This window comes from Burkholderia sp. PR2 (assembly GCF_052372875.1).
GTDB lineage: Bacteria > Pseudomonadota > Gammaproteobacteria > Burkholderiales > Burkholderiaceae > Burkholderia > Burkholderia diffusa.
In genome coordinates, this window is record NZ_JBQRWH010000004.1 from 1774469 (window position 1) to 1791829 (window position 17361).

A 17361-nucleotide genomic window follows, 5' to 3' on the forward strand; every position below is an offset into this window, starting at 1 on the left:
ATGGATGGATCGATGAACCTGAAAACGAAAGCCATGCGGGCGTTTGCCGTGGCGAGCCTCGCCGGCCCGCTCGCGGGCTGCGCGTGGTTCGCGCCGAGCGGCGAGCCGCCCGCGATGCCGTCGCCCGCGCACTACGGCACCGTGCCGCAAGTGCAGCAGACCGTCGCCGCGCAAGGCGTCGCGCAACAGTTCGAAGTCGGCGCGCAGCCCGTGCCCGACTGGTGGAAGCAGTACCGCTCCGAGGCGCTGAACGCGCTCGTCGACGAAGGCCTGCGCAACAGCCCGACGCTCAGCGCGGCGTCACATTCGCTGGATGCCGCGCGCGAGCAGCTGCGCGGACAGATCGGCAGCTCGATGCTGCCGTCGATCGACGCGGGCGGCCAGGCCACGCGCCAGCGCGCACTCGGCGTGCCGATCCCCGCGCTCGGCGCGCCGACGCTGCTGTACGACACATTCGTCGGGCAACTGCAGGCGAGCTACACGATCGACCTGTTCGGCGCGGCGCGCTTCGCGAACCGCGCGCTCGCGAAACGCGTCGACGTCAGCGCGTTCCAGCTCGAATCGGCACGCCGGGCACTCGCCGCGAACATCGTCACGGCGTCGATCACGGTGTCGGTGCTCAATGCGCAGATCGCGACGACCGAACGGCTCGTCGCGCTCGCGAACGACCAGGCCCACGACGCGCAACGCCGCTACGCGCTCGGCTCGGCGTCGCACAGCGACGCGCTGAGCGCGCAGCAAAGCGCGGACACCTTCGCCGCGAGCCTGCCCGCGCTGCGCCAGCAGCGCGACTCGGCGCGCCATGCGCTGGCGGTGCTGGTCGGCCGCACGCCCGACCGGCCGCCCGCCGACCGCACGCTCGCCGACCTGAACCTGCCCGCGCAGGTGCCCGTGGTCGTGCCGTCGGACCTGCTGCAAAGTCGCCCCGACATCCAGGCCGCCGACGCGGGGCTGAAGGCGGCCGCCGCCGAAGTCGGCGTCGCGACCGCGCAGCTGTTCCCGCAGCTGTCGCTGTCGGCGGCCATGGGCAAAGGCGGCTTCAGCTGGCCGACGATGCTGTCGGGTGCCGGCGCGATCTGGAACGTCGGCGCGTCGCTGAGCCAGCCGCTGTTCCACGGTGGCGCGCTGCTCGCGCAGCGGCGTGCGGCGAAGGCGACCTACGAGGCCGCAGTCGACCAGTACAGGCAGACCGTGCTGAGCGCGTTCCAGAACGTCGCCGATTCGCTCGCCGCGCTCGAGCACGATGCGGAGGCGCTTGATGCGTCGTCGCGGGCTGCGCTGTCCGCACGCGGCGCGTACGACGACGCGGCCGCCCGCGTGCGGCTCGGCGCGTTGCCGCCATCGGCCGCGCGCGCGAGCGAGCTGCAGTACCGCAACGCGCGGCTCGACGAAATTCGCGCGACCGGCGCACGGCTCGCGGATACCGCGCGGCTCTATCAGGCAATGGGCACGCCGCCGGTCGAACCGACCGGCAACGCAGCGACGGCCGGGAACGTCGACACGGCAGGCCGCGCCGGCAACGAGGGCCAAGGCGCCCTCGCCGCCCAGGCACGCGCGGCCACGCCCGACGCGCCGCCGTCACCGCCGTCGCCACAATAGCGCGCCCCTTGCCCGGGACGCACGGCGCGCGGGACCACCCCGCGCGCCGATCCGCGATCTTCCGCTTGACCCTCACGTAGCGTAACGTTCGAGACTCCAGCGTGCGCACCGAACGGAGGACACCATGCGGCTGAAAGTGGGAGAACTGGCGAAACGCAGCGGCCTGACCGTCCGCACGCTTCATCACTATCACGCGATCGGCCTCCTGATGCCTTCGGCGCGTGCCGACAACGGCTACCGGCTGTACGACCGCGACGACATCGCCCGGCTCCACCAGATCCAGGCCCTGCGTCGCTTCGGACTGTCGCTCGCCGAAATCGGCGACTACCTGAACCAGCCCGGCACCCCGCTCGTCGAGATCGTCGCGAAGCAGATCGCGTCGCTCGACCACCAGCTCGCGCAGGCCGCGCAGCTGCGCGAGCGGCTCGTGCACCTGCACGCGCAACTCGCCGCGGGCACCGAGCCGGAACTGGCCGATTGGCTCACCACACTGGAGTTGATGACCGTGTACGACAAATACTTTTCCGAGGAAGAACTCGCGCGCCTGCCGATGTACCGCAAGAGCCAGGCGGGCGACGCCGAATGGATCGCGCTCGTCGCCGACGTGCGCGCGCTGCATGACGCGGGCGTGCCGCCCGAGGACGAGCGCGTCCGTGCACTCGCCGGCCACTGGATGACGATGCTCGTGCGCGACACGAACAACGATCCGCGGCTGCTCGCGAAGCTGAACCTGATGCACGAGCGCGAACCGGCGATGCAGTCGAAGATCGGCATTTCGACCGTACTGCGCGACTATGTGCTGCGCGCGTCCTCGGAGACGAAGATGCGGATCTTCGAGAAGTATCTCGCGCCGGACGAGATCCGCTTCATGCGCGCGCACTTCGGCGAACACGCGATGGAATGGCCGCAACTGATGGGCGACGTGCGCGACGCGATCGATGCGGGCGCAAGGCCCGATTCGCCGGAAGGCCGCGCGCTCGCGCAACGCTGGCTCGACCTGTTCCGCAGCTATGCGGGCAACGACCCGGCCACGCACGCGAAATTCCGGGATGCGATGATGACCGAGCCGGCGCTGACGAAGGATTCGTGGGTCGACGACACGCTGCTCGCGTTCATCCGTGAGGCAATGGCCCAGTTGGCGCCGGCGCGTTGATGGCGTAGCCCCCGCGGGCGGTGCATGTCGGTTTCATGCGCTGCCCGCGCGAGCGGTCCGGCTCTCGCTCACCGGTCGCGCACCCCGAGCCCGAGCGCCTTCATCCGCCGGTACAGCGTGCGCTCGCTCATCCCGACGTGCTCGGCCAGCTGCTTGCGCGTACCGTCGAACGTGCCCGCAATCCGCACGAGTTCCGCATCCGACACGCCGCGCGTGTCCGCCGCATGCGCGTGCGGTGTGGCCGACGCCGCGACCAGTTCGGCCGGCAGATGTTCGACGCGGATCGTCCCGTCGTCCGCGAACAGGCATGCACGTTCCAGCACGTTGCGCAGCTCGCGGATATTGCCCGGCCATGCATACGCGTCGAGGCACGCACGCGCCTGCTCGCTCAGCACGAACGGCCGGGCCGCGAACGGTCGCGCGCTCGCATCGCCCGCGCCGGCACGCGCGTTCGCGATGCGCCGCAGGATCGATTCGGCCAGCAGCGCGACGTCGCCGCGCCGCTCGCGCAGCGGCGGCAGCGGAATCGGAAACGCGTTGATCCGGTAGTAGAGATCTTGCCGGAACCGGCCATCATCGATCATCTCGCGCAGCGGCTTGTGCGTCGCCGCGACGAGCCGGAAATCCGCGCGCAGCGCCTCGACACCGCCGACGCGCCGGAACGTCCCCGACTCGATCAGCCGCAGCAGCTTCACCTGCATCGGCAGCGGCACGTCGCCGATCTCGTCGAGAAACAGCGTGCCGCCCTGCGCGGTCTCGACGAGGCCCGGCTTGCGCTGGTTGGCGCCGGTAAACGCCCCCTTCTCGTAGCCGAACAGTTCGCTCTCGAACAGCGTTTCGGCGATACCCGAACAGTCGACGACCACGAACGGCCCCATCGCACGTTCGCTCGCCTCGTGCAGCGCCCGCGCGAACAGCTCCTTGCCGGTACCCGATTCGCCGAGCAGCAGCACGGGCAGCATCGACGGCGCAACGCGCTGCAGTGCGCCGAGTGCCGCATTGAACGCATCGGCGCCGCCGACGAGCCCTTCCGCGCTCGGCTGCGCGGACGCGCTGCGCACCGTCGTCAGCCGCTCGACGTACGCGATCACGTCGCCGCGCGCGTCGAAGATCGGCCGCAACTCCACGTCGACGTGCTCGGGGCCGCGCGGCGTATGGTGAATGTGCAACACGCGGTTCAGGCTGCGCGACTCGAGTGCCTGCTTCATCGGGCAATGCTCGCCGGCCTGGTCGCACGGCACGTCGTAGTGATGCGAGACCTGGAAGCAGCGCCGGCCGACGTGCTCGACACCCGCCACGCCGAACTGGCGCCGGTACGCATCGTTCGCCGCGAGGATGCGGTAGTCGGGATCGACGACGATCATCGGCTGCGGGTCGTGCTCAAGATACGCGACGAGCGCACGCACGTCGGGCATGACGTCGCGCGACGGCGCGGGAACGATCGGAATGGTGTCGTGCGGATTCATGAGAACGCTCGTGAACGGATGGGCAGTCAGACTGACAGACCGACTGCCAATTCTGCCATAACACTGCCAAATATGGCAGTCGACATCAACGACGCCCCGCAGGCGGTGCTCGCGGCGCACCGCGATCAGGCCAGAAATCCGAGCCGAATCAAGTACCTGCCACATCGTCCGGCATCGCGGCGCGAGCTGGCATGCTTCTTGTGAATGTAATCCCCGATTGCCGATGCAGAACCCGATCGAGGACATCCCGTGAGCCATGCCCCCAAGCTGTCGGTCGAAGGTTTTTTCGACCCGGCGACCCATACCGTCAGCTACCTGTTGCTCGACACCGCGAGCCGCGCGTGCGCGCTGATCGACAGCGTGCTCGACTACGACCCGAAATCCGGCCGCACGCGCACCGCCAGCGCCGACCGGCTGATCGCCCGCGTCGCAGAACTCGGTGCGACCGTGCACTGGCTGCTGGAAACGCACGTGCACGCCGACCATCTGTCGGCCGCGCCGTACCTGAAGGCGCATGTCGGCGGGCAGATCGCGATCGGCTCGCACGTGTGCCGCGTGCAGCACGTGTTCGGCTCGCTGTTCAACGCCGGCCCGGGCTTCGCGCAGGACGGCAGCCAGTTCGATCGCCTGCTCGACGACGATGACACGCTTGCGCTCGGCGGGCTGACGATCCGCGCGCTGCACACGCCGGGCCACACGCCCGCGTGCCTGACCTACTGCATCGACGACGCGACGCAGCGTGCCGCGTTCGTCGGCGACACGCTGTTCATGCCCGACTACGGCACCGCCCGCTGCGATTTCCCGGGCGGCGACGCACGCACGCTGTACCGCTCGATCGCGCGCGTGCTCGCCCTGCCGCCCGACACGCGTCTGTACCTGTGCCACGACTACCAGCCGGGCGGCCGCGATGTGCAGTTCGTGACGACCGTGGCCGAGCAGCGCCGCGCGAACGTACACGTGAAGGACGGCGTGACCGAGGACGATTTTGTCGCCATGCGCACCGCGCGCGACGCGACGCTCGACATGCCCGTGCTGATGCTGCCGTCCGTGCAGGTCAACATGCGCGCCGGCCACCTGCCCGAGCCCGAAAACAATGGCGTGCGTTACCTGAAGATCCCGCTCGACGCGATCTGAGCCGCCGCCCCGACCGGAGACCCCCCGACATGACCATCCGCACGCTGACCGACCTGCTGTCGGTCTCGCCCCAGATCGCCGCGAACGACCTGCCCGCGCTCCGCGCGGCCGGCATCCGCACGATCGTCTGCAACCGCCCGGACGGCGAAGGCGCGGACCAGCCGACCGTCGACGAGATTCGCGCCGCCGCTGCGCCGCTCGGCATCGCCGTCCATTACCTTCCGGTCGATACCGGCAAGGTCACCGACGATCAGGCCAGGCAGTTCGACGCGCTCGTCGCGTCGCTCGCCGGCCCGGTACTCGCATACTGCCGCAGCGGCACGCGTTCGGCGACGCTGTGGGCGCTGTCGCAGGCCGACAGGCGTCCGGCCGGCGACATCGTCGCGATCGCCGCCGCGGCCGGTTATGACCTCGGCGCGCTCGCGCCGCGCCTCACACGAGGTGCCTCGCAAGGACTCGCGCAGGACGACCGCCAGGCCGCGCCAGCCATCGACGCGCGGCACGACATCGTGATCGTCGGCGCGGGTGCGGCCGGTGTCGCGGTCGCGTCGAGCCTGCTTGCGCGCGACGCATCGCTCGATATCGCGGTGATCGACCCGGCCGATACGCACTACTACCAGCCCGGCTGGACGATGGTCGGCGCGGGCGTGTTCCGGCCCGACACGACCGCGCGCCGGATCGTCGACCTGCTGCCGCGCGGCGTGAAATGGATCCAGGCCGCCGTCGCCGGCTTCGAGCCCGACGCGCACACGGTGGTGCTCGACGGTTGCCGGCGTATCGGCTACCGCAAGCTTGTTGTGTGCCCGGGGCTCAAGCTCGACTGGCACGCGATCGACGGCCTCGCGGAAACGCTCGGCCGCAACGGTGTCACGTCGAACTATCGCTACGACCTCGCGCCGTACACGTGGGAACTGGTGCAGGCGTTCCGCGGCGGCAACGCGCTGTTCACGCAGCCGCCGATGCCGATCAAGTGCGCCGGCGCGCCGCAGAAGGCGATGTACCTGTCGTGCGATCACTGGCGGCGCGCGGGCCGCCTGGGCGCCGCGAACGTCGAGTTCCTGAATGCGGGCGCCGCGCTGTTCGGGGTCGCCGACTACGTGCCCGCGCTGATGGAGTACGTGAAAAGCTACGACATCGCGCTGTCGTTCGGCCACAACCTCGTCGCGATCAACGGGCCCGCGCGGCGCGCGACGTTCCGGCGCACCTTGCCCGACGGCGGCACGGAAACCGTCGAACGCGCGTTCGACATGATCCACGTCGTGCCGCCGCAGAAGGCGCCCGATTTCGTGCGCGCGAGCCCGCTCGCCGATGCAGCCGGCTGGATCGACGTCGATCCGGCGACGCTGCGGCACAAGCAGTTCGCGGACATCTTCGCGCTCGGCGACGTCACCAACACGACCAACGCGAAGACCGCCGCGGCCGCGCGCAAGCAGGCGCCGGTCGTCGCGCACAATGTGCTCGCGTCTCTGGGCCGCGCGCACGGCGACGCCGCGTACGACGGCTACGGGTCGTGCCCGCTCACCGTCGAGCGCGGCAAGATCGTGCTCGCCGAATTCCTGTACGGCGGCAAGGTCGCGCCGACGTTCCCCGCGTGGCTGATCGACGGCCGGCGTCCGTCCCGGCTCGCGTGGCTGCTCAAGGAGCGCCTGCTGCCGCCGCTCTACTGGAAGGCGATGCTCAAGGGCCGCGAATGGCTCGCGAAGCCCGCGATCGCACGTTGACCGGAACCCGATGACACCATGCTGATTTCCCTCGTACTCGGCAGTCTCGTCGGCGCCGTGCTGGGCCTCACCGGCGCAGGCGGCGGCATTCTCGCGGTGCCCGCGCTCGTCGTCGGGATGGGCTGGCCGATGCAGCAGGCCACGCCCGTCGCGCTCGTCGCTGTCGCGGGCAGCGCCGCGCTCGGCGCGCTCGAAGGGTTTCGTCGCGGGCTCGTGCGCTATCGCGCGGCGCTGTTGATGGCCGTAGCGGGCGTGCCGCTCACGACGCTCGGCGTGAAGCTTGCGCACGTGCTGCCGCAACGCGTGCTGCTGGCGTTGTTCGCGCTGACGATGCTGATCGTCGCGGGCCGCCTGCTGCGGCAGGCACTGCGCCACGCGCCCGGCGACGCGGATGAGTCGCGGTTGTGCGTCGGCCGCGTGAATCCCGATACGGGCCGGCTCGTGTGGTCCTGGCCGGTCGGGCTCGCGCTTGCGTCGACCGGCGCGGTGACGGGGCTGATGACGGGCTTGCTCGGTGTCGGTGGCGGCTTCGTGATCGTGCCGATGCTGCGCAAGTTCACGAACGTGTCGATGCACGGCGTAGTCGCGACGTCGCTGATGGTGATCGCGCTGGTCGGCACCGGCGGCGTGCTCGCGACGCTCGTGTCGGGCACGCGCGCACCGCTCGACATGATGCTGTGGTTCACGGTCGCGACCGCGATTGGCATGGCGATCGGGCGCAATGCCTCCCGGCACCTGTCCGCGCGGCATGTGCAGGCCGGCTTCGCTGCCGTGCTCGTCTGCGTCGCGCTCGGGCTGCTCGCGAAGGCGGCGTTCGGCGCATAAGCCACCGCGGCGCACACCCCGAAGCAAAACGCCCGGCCCGACTCGTCGTCGGCACCGGGCGTTTTTCGTTGCGTCGGCAACCTGTGCGTGATGACGTCAGGTCGCGAATGCGGCCGTCCGCTTGCGCTCCTGGCGCAGCATCACGAAGTTCGCGATCACCACACCGGCCGTCACCGCGACGATGAACAGCGTCGCGAGCGCGTTCATCTCGGGGTTCAGGCCGAGGCGCACGCGCGAGAACACGACGAGCGGCAGCGTCGTCGAGCCGGGGCCCGACAGGAACGCCGACAGCACGAGGTCGTCGATCGACAGCGTAAACGAGAGCAGCCAACCCGCGATCAGCGCCTGCGAGATCAGCGGCAGCGTGATCGTGAAGAACACCTTCAGCGGCGTCGCGCCCAGATCGAGCGCGGCTTCCTCGAGCGACGGGTTCAGTTCGCGCACGCGCGACTGCACGATGATCGCGACGTACGAAATGCACAGCATCACGTGGCCCAGCCAGATCGTGAACACACCGCGCTCGGCCGGCCAGCCGATCCACTTCGCCAGTTCGATGAACAGCAGCAGCAGCGAGATCCCCTGGATCACCTCCGGAATCACCAGCGGTGCGTTGATCATCCCGCTGAACAGCGCGAAGCCGCGAAAGCGCCCCATCCGCGCGAGCACGAAGCCGGCCCACGTGCCGATGAACACCGACGCGAACGCGGTCAGCACGCCGATCTTCAGCGACAGCCATGCCGCCGTCAGCAGTTCGTCGTCCTCGACGAGCGCCGAGTACCAGCGGAACGAGAAACCCGACCACACGGTGACGAGCTTCGACTCGTTGAACGAATAGACGATCAGGCTGATGATCGGGATGTAGAGGAACGCGAAGCCGGCGAACAGCGCCGCGAACTGCAGGTAACGATTCGGCTTCATCGACGGCGGCCCTCCTGCTCCTTCGCCTGGAAGTGCTGGAACATCGCCATCGGCACGAGCAGCAGCAGCACCATCGCGCAGGTCACGGCCGACGCCATCGGCCAGTCTGCATTATTGAAGAATTCATTCCACATCACGCGGCCGATCATCAGCGTGTTCGCGCCGCCGAGCAGTTCCGGAATCACGTACTCGCCGACCGCCGGAATGAACACCAGCAGGCAGCCCGCGATGATCCCGTTTTTCGACAGCGGCAGCGTGATCTGCACGAACGCCTTCCACGGCTTGGCTCCAAGGTCGTACGCGGCTTCGAGCAGGCGCAGGTCCATCTTCACGAGGTGCGCGTAGAGCGGCATCACGAGGAACGGCAGGTACGAATACACCATCCCGATGTACACCGCGTAGTTCGTGCGGTACAGCTCGATCGGCGTATGGGTCAGGCCGATCCACATCAGGAAGTTGTTCAGCAGCCCGTTGTTCTTCAGGATCCCGATCCATGCGTACACGCGGATCAGGAACGACGTCCAGAACGGCAGCATCACGCCCATCATCAGCAGGTTGCGGGTCGCCGGGTTCGAACGCGCGATGTAGTACGCCATCGGATAGCCGATCAGCAGGCACAGCAGCGTCGTGACCGCCGCGACCAGCACCGAATTCACGTAGGTCGCGAAATACAGGCTGTCGGTGAGCAGGAAAGCATAGTGCGACAGGTTCAGCGCGATGTGCACCACGCCGTCCGCGTACGATGCGAGTTCCGTATACGGCGGAATGCCGAGCTGCAGCTCCGCGAAGCTGATCTTCACGACCAGCACGAACGGCACGAGGAAGAACAGCACGAGCCACGTGTACGGCCCCGCGACGACCGCAGAGCCACCGGTCAGGTTGAAGCGCCGCACGGGCCACGCGAGCAGGGACTTGAGCGCGCTCATGACGTCAGCACCACGCCCGCGGTCGCGCTCCAGCGCACGTAGATCTCGTCGCCGAGCGCCGGTGTGTCGAGCTCGGTGATCGCGAGGCTCGACACGTTCGCGATCACCGTCTTGCCCGCATCGAGCTTCACGTGATACAGCGAATAGCCGCCCACGTACGCGACGTTGGTGATCTTGCCGCGCGCCCAGTTGAACGCGCCTTCGGGCGGCTTGCGCGTGAGCGCGATCCGCTCGGGACGCACCGACACCGTGACCGGCATCCCGAGCGGGCCCGAGATCCCGTGGCTCACGTACAGCCGGCTCGGCAGCTCCGGCGATTCGATGTACACGTGGTCGGGTTCGTCCTCGACGGTGACGCCTTCGAACAGGTTGGTCGAGCCGATGAACTCGGCCGAGAAGCGGCTGTTCGGATATTCGTAGACTTCGTTCGGCGAGCCGATCTGCACGATCTGCCCTTCGCTCATCACGGCGAGCCGGTTCGCCATCGTCATCGCCTCTTCCTGGTCGTGCGTGACCATGATGCAGGTGACGCCGACCTTGTTCAGGATGTTGACGAGCTCGATCTGCGTGCGCTGGCGGATCTGCTTGTCGAGCGCCGACATCGGCTCGTCGAGCAGCAGCACCTTCGGGCGCTTGACGAGCGAACGCGCGAGCGCGACGCGCTGCTGCTGGCCGCCCGACAGCTGGTGCGGCTTGCGCTTCGCGTACTTGCTCATCTGCACGAGCTCGAGCGCCGCCGCGACGCGCTCCTTCAGTTCCGCCTTCGGCGTGCCTTCCTGCTTCAGGCCGTATGCGACGTTCGATTCGACCGACATGTGCGGGAACAGCGCATACGACTGGAACATCATGTTCACGGGCCGCTTGTACGGCGGCATCTGCGCGAGGTCCTCGCCGTCGATCAGGATCTTGCCCGATGTGACCGTCTCGAGGCCCGCGAGCATGCGCAGCAGCGTCGACTTGCCGGAACCCGAGCTGCCGAGCAGCGCGAACAGCTCGCCCTGGCGCACCGTCAGGTTCACGTTGCGCACCACTTCGGTCTCGCCGAATTTCTTGACGACGTCGACGATCTGGACAAAGTTCTCGGCGCGCGCATTGGCGCCGGACGAAGGAACGAAGGACGGCACGCCCGCGACCGGCGCACCCGACTGGCTATTCATGATGTGCTGCTTCTCTCCTGCGTTTGACGAACAAAGCCCCCGGGGACACCAGGGGCTTCATGACTGCTGGCCTGCTCCGGCTCGCTTCAGCGGCCCGATTTCAGCTCGGTCCACAGACGCGTCTGCAGACGCTGGATTTCAGGCGGCAGCGGCTTGAGCAGGAACAGCGTCTTCACGACGTCGGCCGGCGGGTAGACGGCCGGGTCGTTCGCGACGTCCGGCCGCACGTACTTGCGTGCCTCGGCGTTCGCGCTCGGGTAGTACACGGCGTTCGTGATCGCCGCGTGCACCTTCGGATCCTCGATGTAGTTGATCCACTGCAGCGCGGCGTCCTTGTTCTTCGCGTCCTTCGGGATCGCCATCACGTCGAACCACACCGGGGCGCCGCCCTTCGGAATGTAGTACTCGACCTTGTACGGCTTCTTCGCCTCGATCGCGCGATGCTTCGCGATCACGACGTCGCCCGACCAGCCGAACGCGAAGCAGATGTCGCCGCCGACCAGGTCGTTGATGTAGCCGGATGAGTTGAATTGCGTGATGTACGGGCGGATCTTCTTCAGCACTTCCATCGCGGCCTTGTAGTCGGCCGGGTTCGTGCTCATCGGATCCTTGCCGATGTAGTGCAGCGCCGCTGCGAACATCTGGTCCGGAGCGTCGAGCACCGACACGCCGCACGTCTTCAGCTTCGAGATGTTTTCCGGCTTGAACAGGATGTCCCAGTTGTCGAGCGGAACCTTGCCGAGCGCCTGCTGCGCCTTCGTCAGGTTGTACGCGAGGCCGGTCGTGCCATACGCCCAGGGCACCGAATACTTGTTGCCCGGGTCCGCGCCGGCGACGAGCGCCATCAGTTGCGGATCGAGGTACTTGAGGTTCGGCAGCTTCGACTTGTCGAGCGGCGTGAAGATGCCGGCGGCGATCTGCTTGCCCGCGTAGTTGCTGGTCGGCACGACGATGTCGTAGCCCGAGCTGCCCGTCAGCAGCTTCGCCTGCAGCGTGTCGTCGCTGTCGTAGTTGTCGTAGCGAACCTTGACGCCCGTCTGCTTCTCGAAGTTCGGGATCGTGTCCTTCGCAATGTAATCGGACCAGTTATAGACATTGAGCTGCGTATCCTTCGCCGCCGCCGCCGATGCACCCACGCACAGCGCAAGCGCTGCGAACCGGCCCACTACCTTTGCTTTCATCCCGTTCTCCCTCCGGCCGGACCTCGTGTCCGGCTGCCGTCTGCCTCGTCATGGCGGCGCATTCTGGCACGCCGCCCCTCGAAAACCCCGAACGCTACCACCATTCGCGCTCCGTCACAAAAAAATCATGCCGGTGTCGCGCAAACGGAACAGATTCCCGCCGCCGGCCACTCGGGCGGCCCGCGCAGCGGGGCATTCCGGGGGAATTCTATCGGGTAATCGGCGTCTGTCCATCAGGAAAAGAAGGCGGCCGCGAAACTGTCCCGACGGGTGGTGCGTCGCGCCATCGGCATCGCGGCCGGGCCGCGTCACCCGATGCATTAAAATGACGCCCTGACGATTCAACGCGCGAACCCTTCCGATGGCCTCCAATCTCCACGACCTGCCCGACAGCCCCTGCATCGGCGTGTGCTCGACCCTCTTCGACGAAGTCTGCAAGGGCTGCGGCCGCACGGCCGGCGAGGTGTCGAACTGGGTGTTCCTGAGCGACGACGAGAAGCGCGCGGTGTGGGAGCGCATCACGCGCGAAGGCACCGCGATGCGCTTCCAGTACGACAAGCTGTAAATCCGCCGCACAAAAAAAGAGCGGCATGCCGACTGCCATGCCGCCAACCCCAACTCTGTTCTTTTCGCTTGCGTCTAGAACTTCATGCCGACGCCCACGCCGACGATCAGCGGATCGATGTGCAACGTGCCGATGCCCTTGTCGCCGAGCGTCGCATCGGTGCTCATCCAGATCTTCTTCACGTCGACGTTCATGAACACCTTCTTCGTCAACTGCACGTCGACGCCGAACTGCAGCGCGGGACCGAAGCTGCTCTTGTTGATCGACACGCCCTCCCCGCCGACGTTGAGCCCGTTGTTGTAGAAGTACGTGTAGTTCAGGCCCGCGCCGACGTACGGACGCACCTTGCCGGCATGGTTGAAGTGGTACTGCAGCAACAGCGTCGGCGGCAGCACGCCCACACCGCCGAGATTGCCGAGGCTCGACGTCATCTGGTGCCGCGACGTGGCGAGGATCAGCTCCACGCCCAGGTAGTCCCGGATCATGTAGGTGAAGTCGAGCTCCGGCACGATCGCGTTGTTCACGCCGGTGTTGATCGCGCCGAGCGTATCGCTCGCGCGCTCGTTCGGCTGGATGCTGATCGCGCGCAACCGGACCAGGACGTCACCCTGGTTGATCCCGTCTCCCGCCGACGCCGCGTGCGACAGCGAGGGCATCATGACGAGGCTTGCCGCCACGGCGGCAGCGGTGACGCATGTTCGAATCGTTTTATGCATGGTACGGACCCCTTGAAGAATTTATTCCATTCTCCCTGTAGGGTCTTTGCGTCGCCTTGATATCCGTCAAGCCAGCGTAAACACTGGACGGTTTGTCGCAGGCTCCGCCGCACGGCCCGTCAGCAGCAGGTCGAGCAGATCGCGCACGCTGCGGATCGCACTGCCGAACGGCAGCGCTTCGCGGCCGCGGAAGAACAGGCCGTTTGCGACGTCGCCGCGCAACGCGGCCGCGAGCCGCGTGTCGATGCAGAAATGGCCGAACTTTTCGATGCCGTCGCGCAGCCCGCAGACGCTCAGGCACTCGAGCGCGGTCGGGCAGCGCTGCTTGAACGCGCCGAGCTTGTCGCGAATGCGCGTTTCGTTGCGCAAGTAACGATCGAGCCAGGGGGTCTTCACAGCGCGCGCAGGGAGCCCCGTCACGCTGACGAATTCGACGATGTCCTCGGGCAGTGCATCGGCCAGCACGCGCTTGAAGTTCGGATGCGCATCGCCCTCTTCCGTCACTGCGAACGGCGTTCCCACCTGCACGCCGTTCGCGCCGGCCGCGAGCGCCGCTCGTACCGTGTCGTGACTGTTGATCCCGCCCGCGACGATCAGCGGGATCGTGTCGCGCGCGAGGCCGAGCGACGCCATCACCTGCGCGGTCTCGTCGAGCACGCGCGCGAAATCGAAGCGCGCATCGTGCATGTCGTCGATCTGCGTGACGCCGAGGTGGCCGCCCGCATGCGCGGGATGCTCGATCACGATCGCATCGGGCAGCCGCCCCTTCTTCATCCACTTCTTCAGCACCAGCGCGATCCCGCGGCTGTCCGACAGGATCGGGATCAGCGCGATGTCATGACCCTGCGTGAGATCGGGCAGATCGAGCGGCAGGCCGGCGCCCATCACGATCGCGTCCGCGCCTTCGTCGCACGCGACGCGCACGTATTCCGCGTGCGCGCTCACTGCCTTCATCACGTTGACCGCGATCATCCCGCGTCCTTCGCTGTAGGTCTTCGCGAGGCGAATCTCGCGCGCCAGCGCTTCGAGGTTCGCGGCCTCCAGCGTCGCACGATCGGGATTCGCGCGACAGCGCGCGAGCAAGTCTGCATGGTGGTGACGCAGGTCGATGCTCGCGATCGTGCCGAGCGCGCCTTCGCGCGCGACGCTGCCCGCGAGGCGGTGCGCGGAGATGCCGACGCCCATGCCGCCCTGCACCACGGGCAGCAAGGTGCGGCCGCGAATCGTGAGCGGCGGGAAGGAAGTGCGTGCGGTCATCTGAACCTCGTCGAAACATCGGAAATCGGAAACGCGATGATCGACGGATCCACCGGCACGCACCTTGACGGCCGTCAATAAAAAAACGGCACGCGAGCGTGCCGTTCCGGGTCATGCGGCGTAAAACGCTCAGGCCGGATTCGCCGGCTTGAGCTGCATCGACTTGTACTCGAGATACTCTTCGAGCCCGTATACGCCGTTTTCGCGGCCGTATCCCGACTGCTTGTAGCCGCCGAACGGCGCGACGCCGTTCCACGTGCCGCCGTTGATGTCGACCTGCCCCGTGCGGATGCGGCGCGCGACGCGCATCGCACGTTCGTCGCTGCCCGCCCACACCGCGCCGCCGAGCCCATACGGCGAATCGTTCGCGATGCGCACGGCCTCTTCTTCGTCGCGATACGTGATGATCGACAGCACCGGTCCGAAGATCTCTTCCTGCGCGATCGCCGATTTCGGATCGACGCGGCCGAACACCGTCGGCTTCACGAAGAAGCCCTTCGCGAGCCCTTCCGGCAGGCCCGTGCCGCCGGTCACGAGTTCCGCGCCGTCGTCGATTCCGCGCTGGATGTAGGCCTGCACGCGCTGCTGCTGCACGGCCGATGCGAGTGCGCCGAGACGCGTCGTTTCCTGACGCGGGTCGCCCGCGACGTACGCTTCGGCTGCCGCCTTCGCGATCGCGCGCGCCTCGTCGTAGCGCGCCTCGGGCACCAGCATCCGCGTATGTGCCGAACAGGTCTGGCCCGCGTTCAGGTAGCACGCGTTGACCGTGCCCTTCACTGCCGCCGCGAAGTCGGCATCGTCGAGGATCACCGACGCCGACTTGCCGCCCAGTTCGAGCGCGACGCGCTTCACGCTCGCGGCCGCGAGTTCGGCCACGCGCTTGCCGGCACGGGTCGAACCCGTGAACGACACCATGTCGACGTCCGGATCGGTCGCCAGCACCTCGCCGACGACCGGGCCATAACCGCACACGAGATTGAACACACCCGGCGGCAGGCCCGCTTCGTGAATCGCTTCGGCAAGCATGAACGCGTTGAGCGGCGCGACTTCGGATGGCTTCAGGACGACCGTGCAGCCGGCCGCGAGCGCCGGCGCGACCTTCAGCGTGATCTGGTTGAGCGGGTAGTTCCACGGCGTGATCGCCGCGACGACGCCGACCGGCTCGCGCACCACCCGCGAGTTGCCGAGCGTCGCCTCGAATTCGAACGATTCGGCGAGCTTCGCGTATGCCTTCCAGTTGTAGATCGGACCACCGACCTGGATCGCGCGCGACAGCTTGATCGGCATGCCGACTTCACCGGTGATCGACTGCGCGAGCTCCTCACTGCGCGCCTGCAGACGCTCGACGATCTTGCGCAGGTAGCCCGCGCGCGTCGCGGGCGGCGTCGCGGCCCATGCGTCGAACGCCGCGCGCGCCGCACGGATCGCGTCCTGCGCGTCCGACGCCACGCCCTCGGCGATCCGGCCGATCACGGCCTCGGTGCCCGAGTCGATCACGTCGATCGTGCCCGTTCCGGCCGGCTTGCGCCATGCGCCGTCGATATAGAACTGATCGTAGATTTTCATCGCTTCCTGTCTCCCGGAAAACGGCCATTCTAACGAGTGCGGCGCGGCTGCGCGACGACGCCTGACGGGACCCCAGGCGCCGCGGAACGGCCCGCGCGGACGCCGGCGAACGGGCGCCGGACGCCCGCTTCCCGCAACCGCGGCATCCGCGCCACGCCGGCGCGCCACGAGGCCCCACCTCGTGCCCCGCATCGTGCTATGTTTTTACTATCGGCGCCGGCTGCTGCGGGCCGCGCCACCCGGAATCGATGCCTTCGTGAGCGCTGCCATGACCGACGCACCCCATATCCTCGGCTCGCAAGATCGCCTGGAGCTGCTGTGCTGGCTCACCTGCGGCAATCTCGGCGCGTTTTACCTGAACGAAACCTGGCCGGATGCATCGTTCCAGGTGCAGGCCGCGCATCGCTGGCTCGACCGCCACCACCGGCAGTCCGACTGGCTCGCGATCGCGAAGCTGGCCGCGCTGGCGCAGGACATCGCAAAGCGGCACGCCGACTTCGTCGACGCATCGTGGGCGCGCGACGCGGTCGAGGAAATCGTCGATACCGACGATCTCGACTACCGGGCGAAACTCGTGCAATGGGTGTACGAAGACTGCTGCAAGGCGCTCGCCGACAAGCGGCTGGCCGACTGACCGCTCGCGCATGCGCGAGCGCCGGCTTGCGCCATCACGCTATCGGCAGCCGCTGCGTCGACTTCAACTGCCGCAACGACAGGTTCGAGCGGATGCTCAGCACGCCCGGCAATCTGCGCAGCACCCTTTCGACGAAATGACTGTAGTCGTCGAGGTCGGCCGCCACCACCTGCAGCAGGAAATCCGCTTCGCCGGTCGTGTTGTCGCATGCAAGCACGTTGGGGCTCGCCTGGATCAGGCGCTCGAACTCGGCCGTCACCTCCTCGCTGTGCTGCGTGCAGACGATCTGCACGAACGCCATCACGCCGAGCCCGAGCTTGCGGCGGTCGAGCCGCGCGTGATAGCCCGCGATCAACCCCGCTTCCTCCAGCCGCCGGAGCCGGCGCCAGCAGGACGTCTCGCTCAGCGAGAACGCTTCGGCGAGCCGCGCATTCGACACGCGCCCGTCCTGCTGAAGCATGTCGAGGATGCCGCGATCGATCTTGTCCAGTGGTTCCATGAAAGCTCCTTCCGGCATTCCCGCGATCAGCGCAAGGCTATCTC

The 17361-nt window shown here is 67.6% G+C and carries 16 protein-coding genes; 7 read left to right on the top strand and 9 right to left on the bottom strand.

The window, feature by feature from the left end:
* Both ACT2FV_RS25435 and ACT2FV_RS25440 read left to right on the top strand, forming a co-directional pair.
* The gene (locus ACT2FV_RS25435) at positions 1–1599 is read left to right on the top strand and encodes an efflux transporter outer membrane subunit (RefSeq protein WP_444505059.1); all 1599 of its coding nucleotides are present in this window, start codon (positions 1–3) and stop codon (positions 1597–1599) included.
* Between the two features lie 124 nt (positions 1600–1723).
* Complete coding sequence (locus ACT2FV_RS25440; RefSeq protein ID WP_444505060.1) at positions 1724–2752, top strand: MerR family transcriptional regulator; 1029 nt, start codon at positions 1724–1726, stop codon at positions 2750–2752.
* Positions 2753–2820: 68 nt separating this feature from the next.
* Here ACT2FV_RS25440 and ACT2FV_RS25445 read toward each other — a convergent pair whose 3' ends face one another.
* Positions 2821–4218 carry a sigma-54 interaction domain-containing protein gene (locus tag ACT2FV_RS25445; protein ID WP_444505061.1) on the bottom strand — a complete coding sequence of 466 codons (1398 nt, stop codon included), beginning with the start codon at positions 4216–4218 and terminating at the stop codon, positions 2821–2823.
* A 249-nt stretch (positions 4219–4467) separates the two neighbouring features.
* On the opposite strand from ACT2FV_RS25445, the gene ACT2FV_RS25450 reads away from it, so the two are divergent.
* Genes ACT2FV_RS25450 through ACT2FV_RS25460 form a run of 3 tightly spaced genes read left to right on the top strand, consistent with a single transcriptional unit; the run spans position 4468 to position 7898 of the window.
* Positions 4468–5352 (top strand): MBL fold metallo-hydrolase, encoded by an 885-nt coding sequence (locus tag ACT2FV_RS25450; protein WP_151051160.1) that lies wholly within the window; start codon positions 4468–4470, stop codon positions 5350–5352.
* A 29-nt stretch (positions 5353–5381) separates the two neighbouring features.
* Positions 5382–7073, top strand: coding sequence for a bifunctional protein tyrosine phosphatase family protein/NAD(P)/FAD-dependent oxidoreductase (locus ACT2FV_RS25455; RefSeq protein WP_151051163.1), 1692 nt, complete (start codon positions 5382–5384; stop codon positions 7071–7073).
* An 18-nt stretch (positions 7074–7091) separates the two neighbouring features.
* Positions 7092–7898 carry a sulfite exporter TauE/SafE family protein gene (locus ACT2FV_RS25460; RefSeq protein WP_124902393.1) on the top strand — a complete coding sequence of 269 codons (807 nt, stop codon included), beginning with the start codon at positions 7092–7094 and terminating at the stop codon, positions 7896–7898.
* Positions 7899–7994: 96 nt separating this feature from the next.
* Here the strand turns inward: ACT2FV_RS25460 and ACT2FV_RS25465 are convergent, their stop codons facing one another.
* The 4 genes from ACT2FV_RS25465 to ACT2FV_RS25480 all read right to left on the bottom strand — a co-directional run bounded on the left by ACT2FV_RS25465 (position 7995) and on the right by ACT2FV_RS25480 (position 12080).
* Positions 7995–8816, bottom strand: a complete 822-nt coding sequence (locus ACT2FV_RS25465) for an ABC transporter permease subunit (RefSeq protein WP_059606893.1) — start codon at positions 8814–8816, stop codon at positions 7995–7997.
* Entirely contained in the window at positions 8813–9742 is a 930-nt protein-coding gene (locus ACT2FV_RS25470; RefSeq protein ID WP_151051165.1) for an ABC transporter permease subunit, read from the bottom strand. Before ACT2FV_RS25470 ends, ACT2FV_RS25465 begins: the two co-directional genes overlap by 4 nt.
* Positions 9739–10899 carry an ABC transporter ATP-binding protein gene (locus ACT2FV_RS25475; RefSeq protein ID WP_444505062.1) on the bottom strand — a complete coding sequence of 387 codons (1161 nt, stop codon included), beginning with the start codon at positions 10897–10899 and terminating at the stop codon, positions 9739–9741. The genes ACT2FV_RS25470 and ACT2FV_RS25475 overlap by 4 nt, the downstream gene beginning before the upstream one ends.
* Before the next feature lie 86 nt (positions 10900–10985).
* Positions 10986–12080 (bottom strand): polyamine ABC transporter substrate-binding protein, encoded by a 1095-nt coding sequence (locus tag ACT2FV_RS25480; protein WP_226114218.1) that lies wholly within the window; start codon positions 12078–12080, stop codon positions 10986–10988.
* A gap of 361 nt (positions 12081–12441) precedes the next feature.
* On the opposite strand from ACT2FV_RS25480, the gene ACT2FV_RS25485 reads away from it, so the two are divergent.
* Positions 12442–12645 (top strand): DUF1289 domain-containing protein, encoded by a 204-nt coding sequence (locus tag ACT2FV_RS25485; RefSeq protein ID WP_027784516.1) that lies wholly within the window; start codon positions 12442–12444, stop codon positions 12643–12645.
* 74 nt (positions 12646–12719) lie between these two features.
* Here ACT2FV_RS25485 and ACT2FV_RS25490 read toward each other — a convergent pair whose 3' ends face one another.
* The 3 genes from ACT2FV_RS25490 to ACT2FV_RS25500 form a co-directional block, all read right to left on the bottom strand.
* Entirely contained in the window at positions 12720–13361 is a 642-nt protein-coding gene (locus ACT2FV_RS25490) for an OmpW/AlkL family protein (protein ID WP_059606901.1), read from the bottom strand.
* A gap of 66 nt (positions 13362–13427) precedes the next feature.
* Entirely contained in the window at positions 13428–14618 is a 1191-nt protein-coding gene (locus ACT2FV_RS25495; protein ID WP_059606903.1) for an NAD(P)H-dependent flavin oxidoreductase, read from the bottom strand.
* A gap of 129 nt (positions 14619–14747) precedes the next feature.
* Positions 14748–16184 (bottom strand): aldehyde dehydrogenase family protein, encoded by a 1437-nt coding sequence (locus ACT2FV_RS25500; RefSeq protein ID WP_151051170.1) that lies wholly within the window; start codon positions 16182–16184, stop codon positions 14748–14750.
* Positions 16185–16452: 268 nt separating this feature from the next.
* On the opposite strand from ACT2FV_RS25500, the gene ACT2FV_RS25505 reads away from it, so the two are divergent.
* Positions 16453–16818, top strand: a complete 366-nt coding sequence (locus tag ACT2FV_RS25505; RefSeq protein WP_059606906.1) for a hypothetical protein — start codon at positions 16453–16455, stop codon at positions 16816–16818.
* 34 nt (positions 16819–16852) lie between these two features.
* Here ACT2FV_RS25505 and ACT2FV_RS25510 read toward each other — a convergent pair whose 3' ends face one another.
* Positions 16853–17317 carry an Lrp/AsnC family transcriptional regulator gene (locus tag ACT2FV_RS25510; protein ID WP_151050557.1) on the bottom strand — a complete coding sequence of 155 codons (465 nt, stop codon included), beginning with the start codon at positions 17315–17317 and terminating at the stop codon, positions 16853–16855.
* Between the last annotated feature and the right edge of the window lie 44 nt (positions 17318–17361).

What these genes read in the sequence shown, in the direction of transcription:
- ACT2FV_RS25475 (WP_444505062.1), bottom strand. Translation starts at nt 10,899, where the DNA reads ATGAATAGCCAGTCGGGTGCGCCGGTCGCGGGCGTGCCGTCCTTCGTT.
- ACT2FV_RS25500 (WP_151051170.1), bottom strand. Translation starts at nt 16,184, where the DNA reads ATGAAAATCTACGATCAGTTCTATATCGACGGCGCATGGCGCAAGCCG.
- ACT2FV_RS25465 (WP_059606893.1), bottom strand. Translation starts at nt 8,816, where the DNA reads ATGAAGCCGAATCGTTACCTGCAGTTCGCGGCGCTGTTCGCCGGCTTC.
- ACT2FV_RS25505 (WP_059606906.1), top strand. Translation starts at nt 16,453, where the DNA reads ATGACCGACGCACCCCATATCCTCGGCTCGCAAGATCGCCTGGAGCTG.
- ACT2FV_RS25485 (WP_027784516.1), top strand. Translation starts at nt 12,442, where the DNA reads ATGGCCTCCAATCTCCACGACCTGCCCGACAGCCCCTGCATCGGCGTG.
- ACT2FV_RS25455 (WP_151051163.1), top strand. Translation starts at nt 5,382, where the DNA reads ATGACCATCCGCACGCTGACCGACCTGCTGTCGGTCTCGCCCCAGATC.
- ACT2FV_RS25480 (WP_226114218.1), bottom strand. Translation starts at nt 12,080, where the DNA reads ATGAAAGCAAAGGTAGTGGGCCGGTTCGCAGCGCTTGCGCTGTGCGTG.
- ACT2FV_RS25435 (WP_444505059.1), top strand. Translation starts at nt 1, where the DNA reads ATGGATGGATCGATGAACCTGAAAACGAAAGCCATGCGGGCGTTTGCC.
- ACT2FV_RS25440 (WP_444505060.1), top strand. Translation starts at nt 1,724, where the DNA reads ATGCGGCTGAAAGTGGGAGAACTGGCGAAACGCAGCGGCCTGACCGTC.
- ACT2FV_RS25495 (WP_059606903.1), bottom strand. Translation starts at nt 14,618, where the DNA reads ATGACCGCACGCACTTCCTTCCCGCCGCTCACGATTCGCGGCCGCACC.
- ACT2FV_RS25490 (WP_059606901.1), bottom strand. Translation starts at nt 13,361, where the DNA reads ATGCATAAAACGATTCGAACATGCGTCACCGCTGCCGCCGTGGCGGCA.
- ACT2FV_RS25445 (WP_444505061.1), bottom strand. Translation starts at nt 4,218, where the DNA reads ATGAATCCGCACGACACCATTCCGATCGTTCCCGCGCCGTCGCGCGAC.
- ACT2FV_RS25510 (WP_151050557.1), bottom strand. Translation starts at nt 17,317, where the DNA reads ATGGAACCACTGGACAAGATCGATCGCGGCATCCTCGACATGCTTCAG.
- ACT2FV_RS25460 (WP_124902393.1), top strand. Translation starts at nt 7,092, where the DNA reads ATGCTGATTTCCCTCGTACTCGGCAGTCTCGTCGGCGCCGTGCTGGGC.
- ACT2FV_RS25470 (WP_151051165.1), bottom strand. Translation starts at nt 9,742, where the DNA reads ATGAGCGCGCTCAAGTCCCTGCTCGCGTGGCCCGTGCGGCGCTTCAAC.